The sequence below is a fragment of the Pseudomonas sp. NPDC090203 genome, assembly GCF_044746765.1.
In the GTDB taxonomy this organism is placed as follows: domain Bacteria; phylum Pseudomonadota; class Gammaproteobacteria; order Pseudomonadales; family Pseudomonadaceae; genus Aquipseudomonas; species Aquipseudomonas putida_AD.
The window spans coordinates 1-20,749 of record NZ_JBIVCV010000021.1 but is presented as its reverse complement, the minus strand read 5'-3'; the positions used below and the strand labels follow the sequence as shown (position 1 = coordinate 20,749).

The following is a 20,749-nucleotide window of genomic DNA, read 5'->3' as shown; positions in this document are numbered from 1 at the left end:
GAGCGCGCTTGCCCGCGACCGGGTGTGTCAGCCAGTGCAGCGGTGTCTGCCCGGACGCGGTCGCGGGCAAGCGCGCTCCTACAAGGATCAAGCCTCGGTAAGCCGTACTGCTACGGATCAGTCGATCATGAACAGGGCATCATTGCTGAATTGCGCCTCGAAGCGCTGCGCCGGCATCGGCCTGCCGAACAGGTAGCCTTGCACCTCGTCGCAACCATGCTCACGCAGGAAATCCAGCTGCTCGTGGGTTTCCACGCCCTCGGCGATCACCGCCAGGTTCAGGCTGTGGGCCATTGCGATGATGGCGCGGGCGATCTGGGCGTCCTGCTCGCCCGAGGGCAGGCCGTCGACGAAGGTGCGGTCGATCTTCAGCACATCGATGGGGAACTGCTTGAGGTAGTTCAACGATGAGTAACCGGTGCCGAAGTCGTCCACCGCGATGCTCAGCCCCAGGCGCTTGAGGCTGTCGAGGATATGCATGGCCTCGCTGACTTCGCGCATCAGGATACTTTCGGTCAGCTCCAGCTCAAGGCACGCCGGCGGCAGGCCGGTTTCCTGGAGGATGTTGGCGATGCGCGTGCCCAACTGGCCATCGGAGAACTGCCGCGCGGAAATGTTGACCGACACTTTCGGCACGCGAACCTTGGCCAGATGCCACTCGCGCAACTGGCGACAGGCTTCCTTCAGCACCCATTCGCCGACTTCCACCACCAGCCCCAACTCTTCGAGCACCGGAATGAAATCCCCCGGCGGCACCAGGCCACGGCGCGGATGGCGCCAGCGCAGCAGGGCTTCTGTACCGGTCAGGCGCTTGCCGTCGCCGCTGAACTGCGGCTGGTAATAGAGGGTGAACTCCTCCTGCTCCAGCGCGTGGCGCAGGTCACTTTCAAGTTCCAGGCGCTCCAGGGCGCTGGCGTTCATGTCTGCCTGGTAGAACTGGAAGTTGTTCTTGCCACGCTCCTTGGCGTGGTACATCGCCGTGTCGGCGTTCTTCATCAACTGGCTCAGCTCGTTGCCGTCCTGGGGGCTCAGGGCGATGCCGATACTGGCGGTGACGAAAAACTCCCGGCCTTCCAGCACGAAGGGTTTCACCAGGCTTGCGAGAATCTGTTCGGCCACATGAATGGCCCGGGTCAGTGCTGCCTGCTGGGTGGCGCCGGGTTGCAGGAGCAGGGTGAATTCGTCGCCACCCATGCGCGCCACGGTGTCGTCTTCGGCCACGCAGGCGAGCAGGCGCGAGGCCATTTCCTTGAGCATGCGATCCCCTGCGGCATGGCCGAGGGAGTCGTTGATCGGCTTGAAGCGGTCGAGGTCCAGGAACATCAGCACCACCCAGGCGTGCTGGCGCTCGGCGTGCTGCAGCGCGGTGTGCAGGCGGTCCTGGAACAGCGTGCGGTTGGGCAGGTGGGTCAGGGCGTCGTAGTAGGCCAGGCGGTGAATGCGCTGTTCGCTGGCCTTGCGCTCGCTGATGTCACTGAAGAAGCACACGTAGCTGGCCAGGTCGCCTTCATCGTCCAGCACCGCAGTGATGCCGACCCATGCCGGATAGTGTTCGCCGTCACGACGCTTGAGCCACAGCTCGCCCTCCCAACTGCCGCGCTGGTTCAACTGCTTGAGGATGTAGCCCATGTGGGCTTCCTGCTGGTCGTCGACGGTCAGCATCATCGGCAACTGGTCCAGCACCTGGGACACCGCGTAGCCGCTGACCCGACTGAACGCATCGTTGGCCTGCACGATGTAACCGGCGGGGTCAGTGATCAGGATGGCCGAGGTCGAGTGCTCGAACACCGTCGCGGCCATGCGCAGGTCTTTTTCCGCACGGCGCTGCTGACTGATATCACGGCCAACACCGAGAATGCCTTCAAATGCGCCGGATTCGTCCCACACCAGAACCAGACGCAACTCCACCGGAATCTTGCGCCCATCGGCACGCAGGCAGTCGAACAGGAACAACTGCGTGGTGATTTCACGGCGCAGGGCCGCCAGCGCTTCGGGTTTGTTCAGCGCTTTGCCAATCACGTGCAGCAGCGAATTCAGGCTGGTGAGTTGCTGCGGGTTGGCGATGATCGAGTTCCAGCCGTTATCCAGAATCCATTCGGCGCTGTACCCCAGCACGGTGTTGACCGATGGGCTGACGTAGTTGGGCGCAAGCTTGGGGTCGGTGGAAAAGATCACGTCGCTGATGCTTTCGGCGAGCATCCGGTAGCGCTGCTCGCTGTCACGCAGGGACTGGCTGGCTTCGATCTGTTCGGTGATGTCCTTGGCCACGCCGATGATGCGCGTGACCTGGCCATCGCTGTCCGGCGCCAGGGCCTGCTCGCGGATGTCGAAACGCCGCCAGTTGCCGCGCCGGTCGCGAAAGCGCAACTGGCACTCGGTCAGCGCGCTCAGACCTTGTTCGCTGCGGGCCAGGCGCAGTTGCTCGTAGGGTTCGGCGTCATCGGGATGCAGAAGGATTTCCCAGAAATATTCGCCCATCTGCTGCAGTTCTTCGCGGCTATAACCGAGCGTGTGCCCCAGGTGGTGGTTGCTGTAGATCATGCGCCGGGTCACGACGTCCTGAACGTACAGATGGTCGGGCACGGTGCGCACCACATCCGACCAGAAACTCTCGCGCTCCAGCAGTTCGATTTCGGTCTGCTTGCGGTTGGTGATGTCGTTGATGTTCAGGATCACCGAATTGAAGTCTTCGGGCTGCTCGGGCAGGCGCACCACCAGCCATAGATGCTGGTCCTGGCCTTGCGCGTCGGGCAGCAGGATTTCCAGTTCCAGCTGAGGCCGGCCATCGAGTACCGCGCCGATCAGTTGCACGCCAATGCCCTGGCGGGAACGCGGGCAGCCCTCGATCAACTGCTGCCAGACCTTCTGCGCGGAATCAGCGCGCAGCAGGCTGGAGGCCACCTGATTGACCTCGGTGATGCGCAACTGATGCAGCAGGCCCTTGAGTTGGTCTGGGTGATTGATCAGCCGCTTGTGCAACTCCTCGCTGCTGTTCAGTTGCAGGTGCTTGAGGTATTCCGGCAGGCCCGAGAGGTCGAGCACGCACAGCGCGACGCCGGTGCCTTCGAAGATGTCCTTGTAGCGTCGGCGGCTCTCATGCAGTTGCAACTGGCGACGACGCAGGCTGCGCAGCGCGAGCAACGGCACGATAGAGCAGAGCAGCGCGATCAGGCATTTGCCCAGCAACGGCGCAATCAGCGCTTCCCGAGCCCGGTCCGGGTCGAACAGCCCGCGCAACTGCCAGTCGCTGTTGGCCACAGGCTCCAGCAGCACGGTCTGCAGATTGCCACCAGCGGCCTGGCTGTCACTGGGCTCACCCTGGAAAACCAGGTGCAGGGACGAGGTGTTCTCAAGCCGCCAGAGTGGCCGGTAGTCCTGTGCGCTCTGGCGGGTCAGGGAATTCAGCGCCTGTGGGTCCAGGCGTATGGCCCAGTAGCGCTGGTTGTCATTGCCGGGCTGGCGAACCAGCAGGTAGAACAGCGAGCCGTCCGGCGCATCGGCATAGTAGTAAGGATGCCCTTCGACCCGTGCGTGCAATTGAGTCAAGAAACTGACGTCCTTGCTGTCCGTGGCGCTGTCCATTGCGATACCCGCCGAGCTGTCCAGCCAGGCGACACTGAGCAGCCCCGGCATGGATTTGCGCAGGCGCTCAAGCATCGCGGCGGTCTGCGCCTGGGTCTCGGGCTTGCCGTTGGCGTCGTCCAGCAGGTTCAACGCGACCTGGGCGTTGAGCGCCATGTTCAGGCTCAGGCGGTCGGCCAACTGGATGCTGTAATCGACGCTGCGCTGATGCTGGCGATCCTGGGTCTGTTGGAACTGCTCAACCAGCTGCCATAACAAAAGCACGAGCATCAGCAGCACCAGCACTGCCAGTGCGCCTTTGAACGAGCCTCGTAAAGGCGCGGACGCCGCGCTATTGGAGGAACGCAACGGAGGAGTGGGTGCTGGTGTGGACAAACTGTGATCCTGACTGCTGGACTGAATCAGCGTGTGCGAAATGCACTATAAGCTGGACGCCCAAAGGGCGGCTAGCATGCCTTGAGTTGTGGCTAAGTGCCAGCCCCATTGGGCTGCGCGGTTTGCCCTGTTGACGGCATTCGGGTAGCTTTGCGGCACGCGCGAGGTGCCCGATTCCTGTAATTTTTCATAATGCTTGCAATCCTTGCTCCAGCTTTATGACTTACGCGGTAAGTTTTCTGTCGCGGCTTTTCTGGTCAAGCCTTAACCAATTCAAGGCCCGGATACGCCACACGGCAAGTTGCGACGATAAATAAAAAGCATTTTTTGCAACGGAGCACTAAGCTCGCGCCCTTATTCACTGTCCCAATCCAGGTTTTCATTCCATGGCTCAATACGTCTTCACCATGCATCGGCTGAGCAAAGTTGTTCCGCCGAAGCGGGAAATCCTGAAAAACATCTCCCTGTCGTTCTTCCCGGGCGCCAAGATCGGCGTCCTCGGCCTCAACGGTTCGGGTAAATCCACGCTGCTGAAAATCATGGCCGGTGTCGACACCGAGTTCGATGGTGAAGCGCGCCCGATGCCGGAACTGAACGTCGGCTACCTGCCGCAGGAACCGCAACTGGACCCGACCAAGACCGTTCGCGAAGTGGTCGAGGAAGCGGTCAGCGTCATCAAGGACGCCCAGGCGCGTCTGGACGAGGTCTACGCGGCCTACGCTGAACCGGATGCCGATTTCGACAAACTGGCCGCCGAACAGGCCAAGCTCGAAGCCATCCTGCAGGCCAGCGACGGCCACAACCTCGAGCGCCAGCTGGAAGTCGCCGCCGATGCGCTGCGTCTGCCGGCCTGGGATGCCAAGGTCGAGCACCTGTCCGGTGGTGAGAAGCGCCGCGTGGCCCTGTGCCGCCTGCTGCTGTCGGCCCCTGACATGCTGCTGCTGGACGAACCGACGAACCACCTGGACGCCGATTCCGTCGCCTGGCTCGAACACTTCCTGCACGACTTCCCGGGCACCGTGGTTGCGATCACGCACGACCGTTACTTCCTGGACAACGTCGCTGGCTGGATTCTGGAACTCGACCGCGGCGCCGGTATTCCGTACGAGGGCAACTATTCGGGCTGGCTGGAAGCCAAATCCGATCGTCTGGCCCAGGAATCCAAGCAGCAGTCGGCTCACGAGAAGGCCATGAAAGAGGAACTGGAGTGGGTGCGCAAAGGCGCCAAGGCTCGTCAGTCCAAATCCAAGGCCCGTCTGCAGCGCTTCGAAGAAATGCAGTCGCAGGAATTCCAGAAGCGTTCGGAAACCAACGAGATCTACATCCCGGCCGGTCCGCGCCTGGGTGACAAGGTCATTGAATTCAAGAACGTCACCAAGGGTTACGGCGACCGCGTGCTGATCGACAACCTGTCGTTCTCCATGCCTAAAGGCGCCATCGTTGGTGTGATTGGTGGTAACGGTGCGGGTAAATCCACGCTGTTCCGCATGCTGATGGGCAAGGAGCAACCGGATTCGGGCTCCATCGAAATCGGTGAAACCGTGCAACTGGCCTGCGTCGATCAGAGCCGTGACGACCTGGACGGCAGCAAGACCGTATTCGCGCAGATCTCCGACGGTTCCGATCAGATCAAGATCGGCAGCTACGAGATTCCGTCGCGTACCTATGTCGGCCGTTTCAACTTCAAGGGTGGCGATCAGCAGAAGTTCGTGAAGGATCTGTCCGGTGGTGAGCGTGGTCGCTTGCACCTGGCGCTGACTCTGAAAGAGGGCGGCAACGTCCTGCTGCTCGACGAACCGTCCAACGACCTGGACGTTGAAACCCTGCGTTCCCTGGAAGAAGCCCTGCTGGACTTCCCGGGCGCCGCGATTGTGATCTCCCACGATCGGTGGTTCCTGGACCGCGTCGCGACTCACATCCTGGCCTACGAAGATGATTCGCAGGCGGTGTTCTTCGAAGGCAACTACACCGAGTACGAAGCCGACCGCAAGAAACGCCTGGGCGAAGCCGCAGCCCAGCCGCACCGCGTGCGTCACAAGAAGCTGGCCTGATCGGGGCCAGCGTCATGAAAAACGGAGCCTTCGGGCTCCGTTTTTTTTTGGACAAGTTTCTGTCGTGCGGGATGGGGATAACGACGATTGTCGATCAGTGATGATTTGTGGGAGCGGGCTTGCCCGCGAAAGCGGTGTGTCAGACTCCTTTGATGCGGCAGGTGTGACGCATTCGCGGGCGAGCCCGCTCCCACAAATATGGCTTGGCGTATCGGCTGCGAGTACATACATAAATTCGAGCTTGATCCCCTGTAGAGTATCCAAGGGCGCAGTGGCTCCGTTTTTTCAAACATCCGCCTCAATCTGCACCACCTCGATCACCTGATCTCCCGCCGGACGCTGCCAGGTGACTTCGTCGCCCACGTGCGCGCCCATCAGCGCCTTGCCCAGCGGCGAGGCCCAGTTGATGAGCTGGCTCGCGGCATCAGCCTGATCTTCACCCACCAATTGCACCCGCTGCTGCACGTCCTCTTCATCGGCGAAGGTCACCCAGCTGCCGATCTGCACCTTGTCAGTAGAGATGGCAGGTGTCACCACCTGAGCACTGTGAAGACGCTGATTGAAATAACGCAGATCCCGTTCGATATCCGCCAGCCGCTGCTTGTCTGCACGCTCACCGCGCGCGGACTGCTCGCTGTGCTGCGCCTGCAACGCGGCGACATGGGCCTGCAACTGGGCAAGACCGCTGGCGGTCACGTAATTGGGTTGCGCGCTGACGTGCCGCTCCACCGGCTGGCTGACCTGCGCGGCAGCGGCGTCTTCGTTGACGAAGGCCCGACTCATGGCGTGCTCCCTGTTCAGTACATGAAGGTTGGGCCATCCTTGCACTCCAGAAGTTTCGCCAGATGCCCCGCAGCGACATGGCCTTCAGCGAGAGCGATACGCCTTGGCCGCGTCCTGGGTCTTCTCTTGTTCCCAGGCGCGGTCGCGGTCGTTCCAGATGCTGTCGCGACCCTGATCCTGAACGTTGCGGTTCTCCAGTTGCGCCTGACACTGGCGGAAACCATCCCCCCAGCCCTGCGCGTAAATCGTGTCACGCAAGTAACGCGGCACGTCCTTCTTGTATTGGCCCTTCATGACATCCACTGACTGCCGCCCACTGCCGCAGCCATCCTGGAAACCGTCCGCAAATGCCGGCGGATAACCTTCGGCCAGTAACTGGTCGTGGGTAGACTGACAGCCGGCGACAACCACAAGACACCACAGCACAACCCAACGCGCGTTCATATCCATTTCCTCTACAGATATGAAAAATTCTAGAAGCATATCTGTGAGTTATTTGTAAAAGCGGTGTGAGAAATCCATTGGCCGATGTCCGGTACGGGTCGATTAGTTCCGCGATCCCGCCTGACGGTAATTAAACCTGAAAAACTTTTAATAATTTTCCCTGCGACGGCCTGAGAAGATGGCGGGTTGTTAAACTGTCAGGCTGCGCGCAACTGCTTTGGAAGATCAATGAACCTTAGAACGATTCTGATTCTTGGCGCTCTCAGCGCATTTGGCCCTTTGGCCATCGACTTTTATCTACCCGGCTTTCCGGCAATGGCACTGGCATTTGGCACGGACGAAAAACACGTCCAGATGACCCTGGCCTCTTACTTCCTGGGCTTGAGCATCGGGCAACTGGCCTATGGGCCGATCGCTGACCGGTTTGGCCGCCGCATCCCGCTGCTGTTCGGCGTCGGACTGTTCACGCTGGCGTCGCTGGCCTGCGCGTTTGCGCCGAACCTTGAGTGGCTGATCGTTGCACGTTTCGTCCAGGCCCTGGGTGGCTGTGCGGGGATGGTGCTGTCGCGGGCGATTGTCAGCGACAAGTGCTCGCCCGTCGAGTCGGCGAAAGTGTTTTCCCAGTTGATGCTGGTCATGGGCCTGGCCCCGATCCTGGCCCCGATGCTCGGCGGTTTGCTGGTAAATGTGTACGGCTGGCAGTCGATCTTCCTGAGCCTGACATTCTTCAGTGCCCTCACGGCATGCGCCGTGGCTGCAGGCTTGCCTGAAAGCATGCCCGCAGGCCACCCCCGTCCACCGCTGTCCGGCGCGGCGGGCTCATATTGGGCGTTGCTGGGCGACCGGATCTTCCTGGGGCACGCCTTGACCGGCGGCATTGCGATTGCCGGTATGTTTTCCTATATCGCAGGCTCTCCCTTCGTGTTCATCAAGCTGTATGGCGTGCCTGCCGAGCATTACGGCTGGCTGTTCGGCACCAACGCGGCGGGCTTTATCCTCGTCGCGCAAGTCAACGCCCGGCTCGTGGGCCGCTTTGGCCCGGCGTGGCTGCTGTCCCGCGCGGTATGGATCTACCTGAGCGCCGCCGTGGTGCTGCTGGCGATTGCCTCGATGCACACCGAGAAGCTCTGGCCGTTGCTGATCCCGCTGTTCATCTATATCGCCAGCCTTGGCTGCATCATCCCCAACGCCTCGGCCTGTGCGATGGCGGGGCAGGGCAAGCGTGCAGGCAGCGCTTCGGCCTTGCTGGGCTGCCTGCAATTCAGCGTGGCGGCGGGGGCAGCGGCGCTGGTCGGGGTGTTGCATGATGGCACCGCCGTGCCCATGGCGACGGTTATCACCCTGTGTGGGGTGCTGGCCGTGACGCTCGCGATGATTACCCGACGCGCCCAGGGCAGGCGTGATGCGCAGGTTGCGCCCACTGACGTACGCATCTGACCCGCTCCGGCAACGTCACCGCGTTGCCGGACTTCCTGCTTCTTTTATTGAAAAGCTGTGCTGACCGGTGCACTGTTATTGATTGTTAATGGCAGTGAACAAATGAGAGAAGTGCAGACTATTACTACTCTCCCGGCAGACCTTTCGTACACGCACTTCGTTGGGGGGAAGGCGTGACAGTATATCTGGTTAAAAAATCCGCCTCCCTATGGAAAACCCTGGCTATTTTTCCTGCGGGATAATGGAGTTTTTGCTGTAGGAATTTGCGCTGCCTTCAGTTGACGTCACTTCCCCGAAATGCCATCAGAGGCCCGCTATTCCGGCCTTTTCGGCGCTAAAACATGTGCTGGAGAGGCTGTTGTCTAACGGGAGACTTTGCCTGATGTTTCGCACGGCGGCCCTACGGTGCTTCGGGTACAACAAATCCTGAGCAATCCGCCGCTGTCCTCCAGCCCTTATACTGTGTCTTTAGAGTGGATCCGATCCAATAACGGATGCTCGATACTGTCACGGTTACTTAACTAAATCTGTACTAGTGCGGCACTTGTTCTGCTCAAAGCTCCCATGAGGTGATGCAGATCAAGGCTGCCGTTCGCCCTATGCAACGATGATGGCCGCTGTAGAGGGCGAGTCGGCCATCGCAAAAGACCAATGATTCAACAGGGAGTGAATACATGGAACACGCACCATGCATCAGTCAGATTGCCGCGCTGCTGGCCGACCCCAAACGCAGTGCCATGATGTGGGCGTTAATGGACGGCGCGTCGCGGGCAGCTGACGAGATTGCATTGCTGGTGGGCTTGTCCACCTCATCGGTGGGCGCGCACCTGGCGCGGCTGGCATCGGGAGGCTTGCTGCGCCAGGAGTCGCGCGGCCGTAAGCGCTTCTTCAGGCTGGCGGCGCCTGAGGTCGGAGCGGCGGTGCAGGCACTGGCCAGCGCATCGATGGTCAGCGCCGAGATCATCAGCCGCAGCGTCGCCCAGCCCTTGCCGCCGCTGCCACTGCGCCGGGCTCTGGTGTGCGCCGATCATCTGGGCGGCGACCTGGCCACGGATCTGTATCAGCGGATGCTCGGGGCGGGCTGGATCGAGCAGTCGGAGCATCGTCTGGAAGTGACGAGTGTCGGAATATCGAGATTTGCCGAGCGGGGCATTTTCATCCCTGCGTTGGCCCACCGGCAGCGCGAGACTGTCTGCGAGTGCGCCGAATGCAGTGACCGCGGTCCGCACCTGGGCGGTGCGCTGGGGGCGGGATTGCTGCAGCTTTTCATGCAACTGGGGTGGTTGCGTGCCACGGAAGAGGCCACCACCTTGCAGGTGTCTTCCAATGGTCAGCGTGAGATCAACAAGATCGCGTCCGCTGCCTGAATGCAGACGCTGTAGCAGCACGGCTTGCCGGCGGGAGGCCTGGAGTGGCACCCGCTGGCAGGCCCTGCTGCCATGAATCACGCTCAGGTCACGGTTTGACCAGACGCGCATCCAGGCTGTTCTGTGCCAGGCGTTTGGCCTGATCCTGGGTCATGCCCAGATGAGTGTGCAGCGCGTGGAAGTTTTCGGTCACGTAGCCACCGAAGTAGGCCGGGTCGTCCGAGTTTACGGTGACTTTCACGCCACGCTCGAGCATGTCGAGGATGTTGTGCTGGCTCATGTGGTCAAACACGCAGAGCTTGGTGTTGGACAGCGGGCAGACCGTCAACGGGATCTGCTCATCGATGATGCGTTGCATCAGCCGTTCGTCTTCGATGGCGCGCACGCCGTGGTCGATCCGCTCGATCTTCAGCAGGTCCAGCGCTTCCCAGATGTACTCGGGCGGACCTTCCTCGCCGGCGTGGGCCACGGTCAGGAAGCCTTCTCCACGGGCGCGGTCGAACACGCGCTTGAACTTGCTGGGCGGATGGCCCATTTCCGAGCTGTCCAGGCCGACGGCGACGAAGGCATCGCGGAAGGGCAGTGCCATGTCCAGTGTCTTCTCGGCTTCTTCCTCACTCAGGTGCCGCAGGAAGCTCAGGATCAGGCCGCTGCCCACGCCGAGTTTTTCCTTGCCGTCCTTGAGCGCGCCAGTGATCCCGTTGAGCACCACTTCGAAGGGGATGCCCCGGTCGGTGTGGGTCTGCGGATCGAAGAACGGTTCGGTGTGAATCACGTTCTGAGCCTTGCAGCGTTCAAGGTAGGCCCAGGTCAGGTCGTAGAAGTCCTGCTCGGTACGCAGGACGTCCGCGCCCTGGTAATAAAGGTCGAGAAACTCCTGCAGGTTATTGAAGGCGTAGGCCTTGCGCAGGGTTTCGACGTCGTTCCACGGCAGTGCGATCTTGTTGCGCTCGGCCAGGGCGAACAGCAGTTCAGGTTCCAGCGAACCCTCAAGGTGCAGGTGCAGTTCAGCCTTGGGCAGGGCATTCAGCCAGTCGTACATGTTCTTTTCTCATCAGGTGCAATGGAGTGATTCTACAGATTCAAGGGCGATGACTGGTTAAAAACCTGACCGGAAGGTTCAGCTGTCTTGAAACCTTTATTTACAAACTGCACTCTCACCGCTTGAGCAGGCAATACTCCACGGATGAGCGACCCGCGTCGCAGAGGCAATAAGGCAACGATGGCCACGATTCTCAAGCAAGAAAAATTTCTCCTGTTGGCGGTGATTGCGGCCTGTCTCGCCTACTTCTTCGAACACCAGTTGCTCGGCCATGGGCACACCGTTGCGTTGCTCGCGGGCGTCGCCCTGGTGGTGTTCATCGTCTGTGCCTCGATGCGCGTCGCCCACCATGCCGAGTTGCTTGCGGAGAAGTTCGGCGACCCCTACGGCACGATGATCCTGACGCTGTCGGCGGTGCTGGTCGAGGTGGTGATCCTGGCGATCATGATGAGCAACGAGCCGTCGCCGACGCTGGTGCGAGACACCATCTACTCGGCGGTGATGCTGGATATCAACGGCATCCTGGGGCTCGCGGCGCTGATGGGCGGGCTCAAGCACGGCGAGCAGTCCTACAACGATGACTCCGCGCGCTCTTACAGTGTGATGATCCTGACCGCCATGGCCGTATCGATGGTGGTGCCGGAGTTCATACCCGAGTCCAAATGGAAGGTGTACTCGGCCTTTACCATTGGCGCGATGGTGTTGTTGTACGGTCTGTTTCTGCGCATGCAGGTGGGGCCGCACAGTTATTTCTTCAGCTACAGCTACCCGGACAAGAAGCGGCGCAAGGATCAGCCCGAACAGGAGGGCACGCCGGTGAATCTGACCTTGTCGATCGCCACGCTGGTGTTTGGGGTGGTGGTCATTGGCGCGCTGGCGGAGGTCATGTCCAAGACCATCGACCTGGGCCTTGAAGGCAGCGGCGCACCGCCGGTCATGACTGCGATTCTGGTGGCGGCGATTTCCGCTGCGCCGGAAATCCTCACGGCGCTGCGAGCGGCGCTGGCCAATCGCATGCAATCGGTGGTCAACGTTGCGCTGGGGGCATCGTTGTCCACGGTGATCCTGACCGTGCCGGTGATGGAGGCGATGGCGCTCTACACCGGTCAGCCGTTCCAGATGGCGATGACGCCGGTGCAGACCGTGATGGTGTTCGTCACCTTGCTGGTCAGTGCCATCAACCTCAACGACGGCGAAACCAACGCCATCGAAGGCATGACGCACTTCGTGCTGTTCGCGACCTTTGTAATGTTGTCGTTGTTGGGGATGTAGCCGGCTGCTACGACGATTTCTTGTGCTCTCCCGCCCGTAGCAGTCCGGCTTGCCGGCGTCGGGGATCTTGAGAACGCCGACGCCGGCAAGCCGGACTGCTACGGACAGTGCAGCAACATAGATCGTTGTAGCAGCCGGGCTTGCCCGCGGGAGCGATCCTGAGGTCGCCAACGTCGGCGAGCCGAACCGCGTCTGGATCAGCCGCGAATCAACTCCGCTGCCGCCTGGCGGTGATCTGCAATCAGACCCTTCAGGTCCAACCCCTCAACTTGCCCATCGATCACCCGCCATTTGCCGCCAATCATCACCCGGTCGGCGCGATCGGCACCGCACAACAGCAGCGCTGAAATCGGGTCATGGCTGCCCGAGAATCTCAGTTCATCGAGTTTGAACAGCGCAAGGTCGGCCTGCTTGCCGACCGCCAGTTGACCGATATCCTCGCGACCCAGCAGCTTCGCCGAACCGCGAGTTGCCCAGCCCAATGTCAGTTCCGGAGTGATTTTCTCGGCGCCATAGCGCAAGCGCTGCAGATAGAGCGCCTGTTTCGCCTCCAGAATCATGTTCGAGGCATCGTTGGAAGCCGAGCCATCCACGCCCAATCCGATGGCCGCCCCGGCGGCCGTCAGCTCCAGCGTCGGACAGATGCCCGAGGCCAGGCGCATGTTCGAGCTCGGGCAATGGCAAATCCCCGTACCTGCCTCGCCCAGACGCCCAATCTCCTGCTCATTGAAATGAATGCCGTGGGCCAGCCAGGTGCGAGGCCCGAGCCAGCCGACGCTGTCCAGGTAATCCACCGTGCGCAGGCCAAAGCGTTGCAGGCAGAAGTCTTCTTCATCCAGGGTTTCAGCCAGATGCGTGTGCAGACGCACATCGAGCCTCTCGGCCAGCGCGGCACTTTCAGACATGATTTCGGTGGTCACCGAAAACGGCGAACACGGCGCCAGGGCGATCTGGATCTGCGCGCCGTCGCCACGTTCGTGATAGCGGTCGATCAGGCGCAGGCTGTCTTCCAGAATCACCTGCCCCTGTTGCACGGTCTGCTGCGGTGGCAGGCCGCCATCCTTTTCACCCAGGCTCATCGAACCACGGGTCAGTATCGCGCGCATCCCCAGCTCCCGAACACTCTGCACCTGCACGTCGATGGCGTTTTCCAGTCCATCCGGAAACAGGTAGTGGTGATCCGCTGCCGTGGTGCAGCCCGACAGTAACAATTCCGTGAGGGCGACCTTGCTGGCCAGCGCGAGTTTTTCCGGAGTCAGGCGTGCCCAGACCGGGTACAGCGTCTTGAGCCACGGGAATAACGGCTGATTGACCACCGGCGCCCAGGCGCGAGTCAGCGTCTGGTAGAAATGATGATGGGTGTTGATCAGACCCGGCAGCAGCACATGCTCACGGGCATCGAATACCTGATCGCAAGGCTGGGCAGGTGTTTGCCCGGCGGTGAGCATTTCAACGATCACACCGTCCTCGACCACCAGCCCGCCTCGGGCATCGAGGTCGTTGGCAGTGAACACGGCAAGGGGATTTTTCAACCAGATACGGATAGCGGGCATGGGCCGGCTCCTCTGAAAGTGGGTTCAGGTCGCCAGCTCAGTTTTGCCCTGTCTGCTGATCCAGGGTCGCCGCAGCATCGAATGCGCCGCGAAGCGAGGGTCGGGAGTTTAGGGCGTGGGCGGGGTGTGGATCAAGTGCCCGCCCGAGCAGTGGGGTGTCACCAGGGAATCGTCTCACCCTTGTAATTGACGAAGTGATGCCCGCCTTTTCCGGCGAAGCGTTCCAGTTGTTCGACCATCCCGCGCGCGCTGGTTTGCACGTCGATATCGGCGCCTTCGCCGCCCATTGCGGTGCGGACCCAGCCGGGGTGCATCGAGAGGACGGTGGGTTTGTTGTCGCCCAGTTGCGTGACGAAGGTGTTGGTCATGGAGTTCAAGGCCGCCTTGCTGGCCTTGTACAGGGCCATTTCGGGCGCGTCGGGCATGGTGACGCTGCCGAGTACCGAACTCATGAAGGCAATGACGCCGGTGCCTGGGCGGATCTGATCGACGAAACGCTTGGCCAGGCGTACGGGGGCGACCGCATTGGTCAGGAACAGTTGGCCCAGTTCTTCTGCATTGGCGTCGGTGGGATTGCTGTGCAGCGGGCCCATGATGCCGGCGTTGACGAACAGCAGGTCATAGACCTGGCCCTTCAGGCTGTGGACAAGTGAATCCAGCGAGGCTGGCTGGTCCATTTCCAATGTCTGGATGTGAACGCCGGAAACGGCTTTCAACTCGTCGGCCTTGTTCACATCCCGGACGGTGGCGGTCACCTCCCAGCCAAGCTCGTTCAGGCGTTGTACCAGCCCCAGGCCCAAGCCCCGTGAGGCGCCGATAATGAGTGCGGTTTTGTTTGAAGCCATCAGTGCATCTCCTTGCAACAGTGGATTTGGCAGTGCCAGGAAGTCACCCTCAGCTTGCCACAAGAATGGGCGACGCGGCGGCGGGATCGGCGTTTGACCAGAGCCTGGCCGTCGGTTGATCAGAGTTCATGAAATTTGGATGAAAAATGACCAAATGTCAGCAAGCGAGATATCCCCGGCCCTGTGGACAAGCTTGCACCTGTTATCCACAGGTTGCTCCACAGTTAATGTGCGCAAGCGAAAGCCCGCGGTATAAGCACCTCTGCGGTAGTACCGAGTCGCGATAAGGCACTCTAACATCCTGTTTTGCGGTGAATTTGTCCGGTGGATAAGTAAATTGATCAAATAATGATCGAACTGCTGCAGGCCGTGTGCAGCAAGGGCTGTGGGCGAATGTGCTCAGCTTGTCCACAGGCGGATGCACAGTAGATGTGGGCAAAGTGCTGGCTTTGAACATACGCAGGTGGTGCAGGTTATGCACCGCCCTGGCGTTGCAGCACGATGCGCCCGCGACTGATGTCCGAGAGCTGTCGTTGAAAGGTTTCAATCTGCTCCGGGCCCAGCGCGACGACGAGATCGACACCCGAGGCGGTGAAGGTCTCCTGATCGACCAGCCCGTTGAGTTCGGCCAGGCGCAGCTTCACCAGAGCCAGTTCGCTGAAGGAACAGTCGAACTCCAGCGACACCCGGTCAATCAACGGCAAGCGCGGCGCCTGTTGCAGGCACTTGTTCGCCCCTCCGCCATAGGCGCGAGCCAGGCCACCGGTGCCCAGTTGAATGCCGCCATACCAGCGAATCACCAACACCACGACCTGATCGAAATCCTGCGCTTCGATGGCGGCCAGTATGGGCCTGCCAGCGGTACCGCCCGGTTCGCCGTCGTCGGTGCTGCGGTACTGGGCGCCGAGTTTCCATGCCCAGCAATTGTGGGTGGCATTCAGGTCGCTGTTCTGCTCGATGAACGCCTGGGCCTCAGCTGGGCTGTTGATGGGCGCGGCCAGGGTGATGAAGCGGCTCTTGCGGATTTCTTCGCGAAACTCACAAGGGCCGACGAGAGTAGAGGGCATTGACGGTTCCAGCTATAAGGCAAGGTTCTTGAGCATTCAAAGGGGCGGCGTGAGGCCACAGCCCTTGAGGATGATGCGGATCAGATTGTTACCGGCTTCTTCCATGTCCTGTCGGGTCAGGCGTGTGCGCCCGGTGACCTGGCAGATCTGGGTGGCGAAGTCGGCGTAATGCTGGGTGCTGCCCCACAGCAGGAAGATCAGGTGCACCGGGTCGACGGGGTCCATCTTGCCTGCGTCGATCCAGCCCTGGAACACCGCCGCACGGCTCTTGAACCACTCGCGATAGTCCTGGCTGAAGTACTCGTTCAGGCACTCGCCGCCGCTGATGATTTCCATGGCGAAGATCCGCGAAGCCTGTGGCTGGCGCCTGGAAAACTCCATCTTCGCGCGAATGTACTGGGTCAGCGCCTGGGCCGGATCGTCTTCGACGCTTAGGTTATTGAAGGTGCTGTCCCACAGCTCGATGATGTTGCTCAGTACCGCGACGTACAACCCCAGCTTGTTGGTGAAGTAGTAATGCAGGTTGGCCTTGGGCAATCCCGCGTTCTGCGCGATCGTGTTCATGCTGGTGCCTTTGAAACCGTGGCGGGCGAATTCGTCCTCGGCGGCTTTCATGATCGTTTCTTCGTTCTTTTGACGAATGCGGCTTGCCGGCTTGCTGGTGCTGACGCTGTGAGCAGGTACTTCAAGGGTCATGTGCGATTCCAGACGGATCATTGGCTGCGACGGGGTGAACTGATAACGCACCCGGCACGATCCCACAAGAGTCGGCTGCGCAAATAGGTTCAGCGCGTCGCAGCCAGACTCTCCAGAAAGCTTTCGAGCACCAGATGCGGGCGCCGGCCCTTACGGGTCACGGTCACCAGGCTCAGGTCGTAGAAACGTGACTGGGGTTTCAGCGCACGCAACCGCCCTTGCTGCACCCAGAAACTGGCGTAGTGATCCGGCAGATAGCCGATGTAGCGCCCCGTGAGAATCAGAAACGCCATCCCCTCGCGATCCGACGCACTGGCGGTGCACCGCAGGGCCTGATAATGGGCCTGAACGTCGGCGGGCAGACGAAACGTCGGCGCAATCGCTTCCTGTTCAGCCAGGCGAGTGTCGTCCAGTTGCACATCGTCAACATAGAACAACGGATGGCCGACCGCGCAATACAGCAACGAGCGTTCGCTGTAGAGCGGCTGGTACTCCAGGCCCGACAAGGCGTTGGCCTGGGGCACGACGCCCACGTGCAGGCTGCCATCGAGCACGCCCTGTTCCACTTCATTGGGGGCGACCATGCGGATATTGATGTGAACGTCCGGGCCGCGCTCCTTCAGGTGCGAAAGTGCGTGAGTGATGCGCATGTGGGGGAGGGTGACCAGGTTGTCGGTCAGGCCGATGTTCAGTTCACCGCGCAGGTGTCGGTGCAGACCGTTCACCTCTGTACGAAAACTTTCCAGTGCACTCAACAACTGCAGCGATGACTGATAGACCTCGCGGCCTTCTTCTGTCAGAGAAAACCCCGCTCGACCCCGTTGGCACAAGCGCAGGCCCAGGCGTTGCTCCAGATCGCTCATCTGCTGGCTGATGGCCGACCGCCCGATGCCCAGCGCACTTTCCGCAGCAGAAAAGCCGCCTGATTCGACGACGCTTCGAAAAATGCGCAGCAGGCGAATGTCGAAGTCGCTGACCTGGGCCAGGGGATCGGGACGGCGTGTGCTCATTGTTTAGTAGTCCACCAACTAAAGATCATAAAAGCAGGATTTTAGCGACTTTATGCCCATGGCAACTTAGCTGCAACCGGCCCTGCTTCCCTGAAGGGAGAGGAAGACAGGCCACCCACGTCCTTGTGAGGTTATTACAATGAACATGCCCGAATCGTCCGATATGTCGCTGGCCAGCCAACTCAAGCTCGATGCGCACTGGATGCCCTACACCGCGAACCGCAATTTCCAGCGCGATCCGCGACTGATCGTGGCGGCAGAGGGCAGTTATCTGACAGACGACAAGGGGCGCAAGATCTACGATGGCCTTTCCGGTCTGTGGACCTGCGGCGCCGGGCACACCCGCAAGGAGATTCAGGAAGCCGTCGCCAAACAACTGGGCACGCTGGATTACTCGCCGGCTTTCCAGTTCGGGCATCCGCTGTCTTTCCAGCTGGCTGAAAAGATCACCGAGCTGACGCCGGGCAACCTGAACCACGTGTTCTACACCGACTCCGGTTCCGAGTGTGCGGACACCGCCGTGAAGATGGTGCGCGCCTACTGGCGCCTGAAAGGCCAGGCGACCAAGACCAAACTGATCGGCCGTGCCCGTGGCTATCACGGTGTGAACATTGCGGGCACAAGCCTGGGTGGCGTGAACGGTAACCGTAAGATGTTCGGCCAGTTGATGGATGTCGATCATCTGCCTCACACCCTGCTTGCCAGCAATGCCTATTCCCGCGGCATGCCGGAGCAGGGCGGCATCGCGCTGGCCGATGAAATGCTCAAGTTGATCGAGCTGCACGACGCCTCGAACATCGCGGCCGTCATTGTCGAGCCGATGGCAGGTTCTGCTGGCGTGATCGTTCCGCCGCAGGGTTACCTCAAGCGTCTGCGCGAAATCTGCGATCAGCACAACATCCTGCTGATCTTCGACGAAGTGATCACCGGCTTCGGCCGCACTGGCTCCATGTTCGGTGCCGACAGCTTTGGCGTCACCCCTGACCTGATGTGCATCGCCAAGCAGGTCACCAACGGTGCAATCCCAATGGGCGCCGTGATTGCCAGCAGCGAGATCTACCAGACCTTCATGAATCAGCCGACGCCGGAATACGCGGTGGAATTCCCCCACGGCTACACCTACTCGGCGCACCCGGTAGCGTGTGCAGCAGGTCTGGCGGCGCTGGATATCCTCAAGCGCGAAAACCTGGTGCAGCAAGTGGCTGAAACTGCCCCGCATTTCGAGAATTCGCTGCACGGCCTCAAGGGCAGCAAGAACGTCATCGACATCCGCAACTACGGCCTGGCCGGCGCAATCCAGATCGCTGCCCGTGATGGCGATGCCATCGTTCGGCCGTTCGAGACTGCAATGAAGCTGTGGAAAGCCGGTTTCTACGTCCGCTTTGGCGGCGACACCCTGCAGTTCGGCCCAACGTTCAACAGCAAGCCGCAGGACCTGGACCGCATGTTCGATGCGGTGGGCGAAGCGCTCAACCAGATCGACTGATTCCCCTCTCACTTATCAACAGGCGCAGCCCGGGTTGCGCCTGCGGGCACCACTTCCTCGGAGTTAACGCATGAGCACCATTGCACACCTGATTCATGGCGAGTTGGTCAGCGACGGCGGCCGTACCGCCGATGTTTTCAATCCGTCCACCGGTCAGGCGATTCACAAGGTTTCGCTGGCCAGCCGTGAAACCGTCCAGCAAGCCATCGACTCGGCCAAGGCTGCATTCCCGGCATGGCGCAACACACCACCTGCCAAGCGCGCCCAGGTGATGTTCCGCTTCAAGCAATTGCTGGAGCAGAACGAGGCACGCATCGCCCAGCTCATCAGCGAAGAACATGGCAAGACGCTGGAAGATGCCGCCGGTGAACTCAAGCGTGGTATCGAAAACGTCGAGTACGCCAGTGCCGCCCCTGAAATCCTCAAGGGCGAGTACAGCCGCAACGTGGGCCCGAACATCGATGCCTGGTCGGACTTCCAGCCGCTGGGCGTGGTGGCCGGTATCACACCGTTCAACTTCCCGGCGATGGTCCCGCTGTGGATGTATCCGCTGGCAATTGCGTGCGGCAACTGTTTCATCCTGAAACCATCGGAGCGCGACCCAAGCTCCACCTTGCTGATCGCCCAGTTGCTGCACGAAGCCGGTTTGCCCAAAGGCGTGCTGAACGTGGTACATGGCGACAAGGTTGCAGTGGATGCGCTGATCGAGGCGCCGGAAGTCAAGGCGCTGAGCTTCGTGGGTTCGACTCCTATCGCCGAGTACATCTATAAAGAAGCGACCGCCCGTGGCAAACGCGTACAGGCACTGGGTGGCGCGAAGAACCATGCGGTCCTGATGCCGGATGCGGATCTGGACAACGCTGTCAGCGCTCTGATGGGCGCCGCCTACGGTTCCTGTGGCGAGCGTTGCATGGCGATCTCGGTTGCCGTGTGCGTGGGTGACCAGGTGGCCGATGCACTGGTGGCCAAGCTGGTCCCGCAGATCAAGGCGCTGAAGATTGGCGCGGGCACTTCCTGTGGCCTGGACATGGGGCCTCTGGTGACCGGTCAACATCGCGACAAGGTCAGCGGCTATATAGAAGACGGCGTCAGCAGCGGTGCCAGGCTGGTGGTCGATGGTCGTGGCCTGACCGTGGCCGGTCACGAAGACGGCTTCTTCCTGGGTGGCTGCCTGTTCGATCAGGTGACCCGAGAAATGCGCATCTATAAAGAAGAGATCTTCGGGCCGGTGCTGTGCATCGTTCGTGTGAACAGCCTTGAGCAGGCGATGCAGCTCATCAACGACCACGAATACGGCAACGGCACCTGCATCTTTACCCGTGACGGTGAAGCGGCGCGTCTGTTCTGCGATGAAATCGAAGTCGGGATGGTGGGCGTCAACGTACCGCTGCCGGTGCCGGTTGCGTACCACAGCTTCGGTGGCTGGAAGCGTTCGCTGTTTGGCGACCTGCATGCCTATGGCCCGGATGGCGTGCGGTTCTACACCCGTCGCAAGGCGATCACCCAGCGCTGGCCGCAACGTGCGAGCCACGAGGCGTCGCAGTTCGCCTTCCCAAGCTTGTAATGTTTGACCGAAAGGGGCGGGCCGCAAGGCTCGCCCCTTTGCTTTTCAGGCCGTTCTGACCGATATGACAATTTAATGTAATTAAGTGTTGACGCCCCCTCGAATCTCTCTATAATTCGCCCCACTTCCGGCGCAGTCGGAACGGAAAACTCCTTGAATATCAACGAGTTAGACG

Annotated in this window: 15 protein-coding genes; 6 read left to right on the top strand and 9 right to left on the bottom strand. The window is 60.7% G+C overall.

From position 1 onward, the window contains the following. Nucleotides 1-117: 117 nt before the first annotated feature. A complete protein-coding gene (locus ACIPO9_RS26450) occupies nucleotides 118-3,957 on the bottom strand; it encodes an EAL domain-containing protein (protein WP_400784303.1) in 3,840 nt (1,279 codons plus the stop codon). A gap of 386 nt (nucleotides 3,958-4,343) precedes the next feature. On the opposite strand from ACIPO9_RS26450, the gene ettA reads away from it, so the two are divergent. Then, nucleotides 4,344-6,008 carry an energy-dependent translational throttle protein EttA gene (ettA, locus tag ACIPO9_RS26445; RefSeq protein ID WP_274135726.1) on the top strand — a complete coding sequence of 555 codons (1,665 nt, stop codon included), beginning with the start codon at nucleotides 4,344-4,346 and terminating at the stop codon, nucleotides 6,006-6,008. Nucleotides 6,009-6,293: 285 nt separating this feature from the next. Here ettA and ACIPO9_RS26440 read toward each other — a convergent pair whose 3' ends face one another. Next, on the bottom strand, nucleotides 6,294-6,791 hold the full coding sequence (locus ACIPO9_RS26440) for a GreA/GreB family elongation factor (protein ID WP_274135724.1): 498 nt from the start codon (nucleotides 6,789-6,791) through the stop codon (nucleotides 6,294-6,296). Between the two features lie 84 nt (nucleotides 6,792-6,875). Continuing rightward, entirely contained in the window at nucleotides 6,876-7,235 is a 360-nt protein-coding gene (locus tag ACIPO9_RS26435; RefSeq protein WP_400610887.1) for a hypothetical protein, read from the bottom strand. A gap of 228 nt (nucleotides 7,236-7,463) precedes the next feature. Here ACIPO9_RS26435 and ACIPO9_RS26430 point away from each other — a divergent pair, with 228 nt between their 5' ends. Both ACIPO9_RS26430 and ACIPO9_RS26425 read left to right on the top strand, forming a co-directional pair. Further along, nucleotides 7,464-8,672 carry a multidrug effflux MFS transporter gene (locus tag ACIPO9_RS26430; RefSeq protein WP_274135721.1) on the top strand — a complete coding sequence of 403 codons (1,209 nt, stop codon included), beginning with the start codon at nucleotides 7,464-7,466 and terminating at the stop codon, nucleotides 8,670-8,672. Between the two features lie 674 nt (nucleotides 8,673-9,346). Next, on the top strand, nucleotides 9,347-10,039 hold the full coding sequence (locus tag ACIPO9_RS26425) for a helix-turn-helix transcriptional regulator (protein WP_274135719.1): 693 nt from the start codon (nucleotides 9,347-9,349) through the stop codon (nucleotides 10,037-10,039). A gap of 88 nt (nucleotides 10,040-10,127) precedes the next feature. On the opposite strand, the gene ACIPO9_RS26420 is transcribed toward ACIPO9_RS26425, so the two are convergent. Continuing rightward, nucleotides 10,128-11,081, bottom strand: a complete 954-nt coding sequence (locus ACIPO9_RS26420) for an adenosine deaminase (protein WP_274135717.1) — start codon at nucleotides 11,079-11,081, stop codon at nucleotides 10,128-10,130. Nucleotides 11,082-11,261: 180 nt separating this feature from the next. On the opposite strand from ACIPO9_RS26420, the gene ACIPO9_RS26415 reads away from it, so the two are divergent. Continuing rightward, nucleotides 11,262-12,353 (top strand): calcium:proton antiporter, encoded by a 1,092-nt coding sequence (locus tag ACIPO9_RS26415; protein ID WP_400784301.1) that lies wholly within the window; start codon nucleotides 11,262-11,264, stop codon nucleotides 12,351-12,353. Nucleotides 12,354-12,550: 197 nt separating this feature from the next. Here the strand turns inward: ACIPO9_RS26415 and ACIPO9_RS26410 are convergent, their stop codons facing one another. The 5 genes from ACIPO9_RS26410 to ACIPO9_RS26390 form a co-directional block, all read right to left on the bottom strand. Next, on the bottom strand, nucleotides 12,551-13,906 hold the full coding sequence (locus ACIPO9_RS26410; RefSeq protein ID WP_400784299.1) for an 8-oxoguanine deaminase: 1,356 nt from the start codon (nucleotides 13,904-13,906) through the stop codon (nucleotides 12,551-12,553). A gap of 158 nt (nucleotides 13,907-14,064) precedes the next feature. Then, complete coding sequence (locus tag ACIPO9_RS26405; RefSeq protein WP_400784297.1) at nucleotides 14,065-14,751, bottom strand: SDR family oxidoreductase; 687 nt, start codon at nucleotides 14,749-14,751, stop codon at nucleotides 14,065-14,067. A 473-nt stretch (nucleotides 14,752-15,224) separates the two neighbouring features. Beyond that, nucleotides 15,225-15,818, bottom strand: a complete 594-nt coding sequence (locus tag ACIPO9_RS26400) for an IMPACT family protein (RefSeq protein WP_400784296.1) — start codon at nucleotides 15,816-15,818, stop codon at nucleotides 15,225-15,227. Nucleotides 15,819-15,854: 36 nt separating this feature from the next. Continuing rightward, nucleotides 15,855-16,514, bottom strand: a complete 660-nt coding sequence (locus tag ACIPO9_RS26395) for a TetR/AcrR family transcriptional regulator (RefSeq protein WP_274135710.1) — start codon at nucleotides 16,512-16,514, stop codon at nucleotides 15,855-15,857. Nucleotides 16,515-16,603: 89 nt separating this feature from the next. Further along, nucleotides 16,604-17,524, bottom strand: a complete 921-nt coding sequence (locus ACIPO9_RS26390; RefSeq protein ID WP_400784294.1) for a LysR family transcriptional regulator — start codon at nucleotides 17,522-17,524, stop codon at nucleotides 16,604-16,606. A gap of 139 nt (nucleotides 17,525-17,663) precedes the next feature. Between ACIPO9_RS26390 and ACIPO9_RS26385 the strand changes: the two genes are divergently transcribed. Next, nucleotides 17,664-19,010, top strand: a complete 1,347-nt coding sequence (locus ACIPO9_RS26385) for an aspartate aminotransferase family protein (protein ID WP_274135708.1) — start codon at nucleotides 17,664-17,666, stop codon at nucleotides 19,008-19,010. A 70-nt stretch (nucleotides 19,011-19,080) separates the two neighbouring features. Then, the gene (locus tag ACIPO9_RS26380; protein ID WP_400784292.1) at nucleotides 19,081-20,574 is read left to right on the top strand and encodes a CoA-acylating methylmalonate-semialdehyde dehydrogenase; all 1,494 of its coding nucleotides are present in this window, start codon (nucleotides 19,081-19,083) and stop codon (nucleotides 20,572-20,574) included. The last annotated feature ends 175 nt before the right edge of the window (nucleotides 20,575-20,749 follow it).

What these genes read in the sequence shown, in the direction of transcription:
- ettA (WP_274135726.1), top strand. Translation starts at nt 4,344, where the DNA reads ATGGCTCAATACGTCTTCACCATGCATCGGCTGAGCAAAGTTGTTCCG.
- ACIPO9_RS26440 (WP_274135724.1), bottom strand. Translation starts at nt 6,791, where the DNA reads ATGAGTCGGGCCTTCGTCAACGAAGACGCCGCTGCCGCGCAGGTCAGC.
- ACIPO9_RS26435 (WP_400610887.1), bottom strand. Translation starts at nt 7,235, where the DNA reads ATGAACGCGCGTTGGGTTGTGCTGTGGTGTCTTGTGGTTGTCGCCGGC.
- ACIPO9_RS26430 (WP_274135721.1), top strand. Translation starts at nt 7,464, where the DNA reads ATGAACCTTAGAACGATTCTGATTCTTGGCGCTCTCAGCGCATTTGGC.
- ACIPO9_RS26425 (WP_274135719.1), top strand. Translation starts at nt 9,347, where the DNA reads ATGGAACACGCACCATGCATCAGTCAGATTGCCGCGCTGCTGGCCGAC.
- ACIPO9_RS26420 (WP_274135717.1), bottom strand. Translation starts at nt 11,081, where the DNA reads ATGTACGACTGGCTGAATGCCCTGCCCAAGGCTGAACTGCACCTGCAC.
- ACIPO9_RS26415 (WP_400784301.1), top strand. Translation starts at nt 11,262, where the DNA reads ATGGCCACGATTCTCAAGCAAGAAAAATTTCTCCTGTTGGCGGTGATT.
- ACIPO9_RS26410 (WP_400784299.1), bottom strand. Translation starts at nt 13,906, where the DNA reads ATGCCCGCTATCCGTATCTGGTTGAAAAATCCCCTTGCCGTGTTCACT.
- ACIPO9_RS26405 (WP_400784297.1), bottom strand. Translation starts at nt 14,751, where the DNA reads ATGGCTTCAAACAAAACCGCACTCATTATCGGCGCCTCACGGGGCTTG.
- ACIPO9_RS26400 (WP_400784296.1), bottom strand. Translation starts at nt 15,818, where the DNA reads ATGCCCTCTACTCTCGTCGGCCCTTGTGAGTTTCGCGAAGAAATCCGC.
- ACIPO9_RS26395 (WP_274135710.1), bottom strand. Translation starts at nt 16,514, where the DNA reads ATGACCCTTGAAGTACCTGCTCACAGCGTCAGCACCAGCAAGCCGGCA.
- ACIPO9_RS26390 (WP_400784294.1), bottom strand. Translation starts at nt 17,524, where the DNA reads ATGAGCACACGCCGTCCCGATCCCCTGGCCCAGGTCAGCGACTTCGAC.
- ACIPO9_RS26385 (WP_274135708.1), top strand. Translation starts at nt 17,664, where the DNA reads ATGAACATGCCCGAATCGTCCGATATGTCGCTGGCCAGCCAACTCAAG.
- ACIPO9_RS26380 (WP_400784292.1), top strand. Translation starts at nt 19,081, where the DNA reads ATGAGCACCATTGCACACCTGATTCATGGCGAGTTGGTCAGCGACGGC.